This is a genomic window from Pseudomonas sp. P4_C3, assembly GCF_056402075.1.
The window spans coordinates 1-2,848 of sequence record NZ_JBFUIC010000438.1 but is presented as its reverse complement, the minus strand read 5'-3'; the positions used below and the strand labels follow the sequence as shown (position 1 = coordinate 2,848).

Annotated in this window: 2 protein-coding genes and 1 pseudogene; all 3 read left to right on the top strand. The window is 62.4% G+C overall.

Going from position 1 to position 2,848, the window contains the following annotated elements:
* Positions 1 to 111: pseudogene (locus tag AC1DVH_RS28990) on the top strand (LysE family translocator); the annotation flags it as partial.
* Positions 112 to 317: 206 nt separating this feature from the next.
* On the top strand, positions 318 to 1,475 hold the full coding sequence (locus AC1DVH_RS28985; RefSeq protein WP_477756672.1) for a cysteine desulfurase family protein: 1,158 nt from the start codon (positions 318 to 320) through the stop codon (positions 1,473 to 1,475).
* A gap of 65 nt (positions 1,476 to 1,540) precedes the next feature.
* A partial coding sequence (locus AC1DVH_RS28980) for an aminopeptidase P family N-terminal domain-containing protein (RefSeq protein ID WP_477756671.1) occupies positions 1,541 to 2,848 on the top strand: 1,308 nt, incomplete at its 3' end.

Here is a 2,848-nt window from a genome sequence, read left to right as displayed (position 1 = left end):
CTGTTGCGCAACGTTCTGAAGGATCGTCGCTGGCTGCGCCTGTTCAATTGGGGCATGGCCGCGCTGCTCGTGGGTTCGCTGTATCCGCTGTTGCTCGAAAGCTTTAGCTGACGCATTGCTTCAACCGCTTGCCCGATGCCTGTTAAGCTGACTTTTCAGGAGCGTTCCTACGCACTTTTAAATGAAGTAATTCTTCTTTAACGGCATCCGATCAGGTATTGGTAGCGTTCTGAAAACAGCGCGCAGCTCACAAGGCTGCGCTTTGCCGTTTGCAGTCACGAGCTTCCTGATCCCGGAACACGCTCTGCGAGTCTTTTATGAATAAACGTCCGTTGTATTTCGATTACGCCGCCACCACGCCGGTGGATGAGCGGGTCATCAAGGTGATGGTCGAGTGTCTGGGCTTTACCGGCAATTTCGGCAACCCGGCCTCCAGCTCCCACGTCTTCGGCCAGCAGGCCCGGCAATCGGTCGAACAGGCGCGATGCCAGGTCGCCGAACTGGTCGGCGCGACGCCCGGGCAGATCGTCTGGACCTCCGGCGCCACCGAATCCAACAACCTCGCGCTCAAAGGCGTGGCCCAGGCCCGCGGCACTGGCGGCGGTCATATCATCACCAGCCAGATCGAACACAAGGCCATTCTCGATACCGCCAGGCAACTGCAGGAGGCCGGCGTAGCCGTGACCTATCTGGTGCCGGACGCCGAGGGCCTGATCACCGCGCAAGCGGTCAGCGAAGCCATGCGCGAGGACACCTTCCTGGTGTCGCTGATGCTGGTCAACAACGAACTGGGCACCCTCAACGACATTCCCGCCATCGGTCAGGTCGTGCGTGATCGCGGGGCGTTGTTCCATGTCGACGCCGCACAGGGCGCGGGCAAAGTGGCGATCGATCTCGGGCAGTGGCCGGTGGACCTGATGTCGTTTTCCGCGCACAAGCTCTATGGCCCCAAAGGCATTGGTGCGTTGTACGTCGGTCCGCGTGCACAACAGCGTTTGCAGGCGCAGATCCATGGCGGCGGGCATGAGGGCGGTTTGCGTTCCGGCACGCTGGCGACCCATCAGATCGTGGCCATGGGCGCAGCCTTTGCACTGGCGGCGGCTGCGTTCGATGAAGAGAAAGCCACCATCGTGCGTTTGCGTGAACGCTTGCTCGAGCAATTGCAAAGTGTTCCCGGCGTGCGCCTGAACGGCAGCCCGACCCGGCGCATTCCCCATACCCTGAGCCTGACCTTCAGCGAAGGCGAGTTCAACCCGGCGGCGTTGCTGGCCTCGATCGCGTTTTCCGCGACCTCGGCCTGCAATTCCGCGAGCAATACCCCATCCCATGTACTGCTGGCCCTGGGGCATGATGCCCGTTCGGCCAGTCGCACCATCCGCTTGAGCCTCGGGCGTTTCACCACCGAGCAGGACATCGACCAGGCGGTTCAACTGATCAAGGCAGCCTGCGCCAGTGCTCCGGCATTCTGGCAATAAGGCGACGAAGCGCCGGCGCTGATCGGCACCCAACAATAATGATGAAGTGGTTAGCAGGAGACACGATGAATACGCAGCTTTCGATCAATGGATCGGTGCCTCAGCGCCTGGCGCAAACCCGCGAATTGATGAGCCGGGAGGGCATTCACGCCTTGCTGGTGCCGTCGGCCGACCCGCACTTGTCCGAATACCTGCCGGGCTACTGGCAGGGGCGTCAGTGGTTGTCGGGTTTCCATGGTTCGGTCGGCACCCTGATCGTGACCCCGGATTTTGCCGGCGTCTGGGCCGACAGCCGTTATTGGGAGCAGGCGACCAAGGAGCTCAAGGGCAGCGGCATTGATCTGGTCAAGCTGCAACCGGGTCAGCCCGGGCCACTGGAATGGCTGGCCGAGCAAACCCCCGAGGGGGGCGTTGTCGCGGTCGATGGCGCGGTCATGGCCGTGGCTTCGGCACGGACCCTGGGCAGCAAACTTGAAGAGCGTGGCGCCCGTCTGCGCACCGACATCGACCTGCTGAGCGGAGTCTGGAACGACCGCCCTGTCCTGCCGAACGAACCGATCTATCAGCACTTGCCACCACAGGCGACCGTCAGCCGTGGCGAAAAACTCGCCAAACTGCGTGAAACCCTTCAGGCGCGGGGGGCCGACTGGCATTTCATCGCCACCCTGGATGACATCGCCTGGCTGTTCAACCTGCGTGGCGGCGACGTGTCGTTCAACCCGGTGTTTGTTTCATTCGCCTTGATCAATCAGCAACAGGCCACGCTGTTCGTTGCCTTGAGCAAAGTCAGCGCCGAGTTGCGCGCCATCCTCGAACAGGACGGCGTGACCTTGCGCGATTACAGCGAAGTCTCTGCCGCACTGCGTGCCGTACCGAGCGGTGCGAGCCTGCAAGTCGACCCGGCGCGGGTCACGGCGGGGTTGCTGGACAACCTCGACAGCGGAGTGAGGCTGATCGAAGGCCTGAACCCGACGACCCTGGCCAAATCGCAAAAAAGCCTGGCCGATGCCGARCACATCCGTCAGGCCATGGAACAGGACGGCGCAGCGCTGTGCGAATTCTTCGCCTGGCTGGACTTGGCGCTGGGGCGCGAGCGCATCACCGAACTGACCATCGACGAAAAACTCACCGCCGCCCGTGAGCGCCGTCCGGATTATGTGTCGCTGAGTTTCAACACCATCGCCGCGTTCAACGCCAATGGCGCGATGCCGCACTACCACGCCACCGAAGAGGAACACGCGGTGATCGAAGGGGACGGCCTGCTGCTGATCGACTCCGGCGGCCAGTACCTGGGCGGCACCACTGACATCACGCGGATGGTTGCGGTGGGCACACCGACCGATGAGCAAAAGCGCGATTGCACCCGCGTGCTC

Coding starts and splice junctions, on each gene's coding strand:
- AC1DVH_RS28985 (WP_477756672.1), top strand. CDS start 318: ATGAATAAACGTCCGTTGTATTTCGATTACGCCGCCACCACGCCGGTG.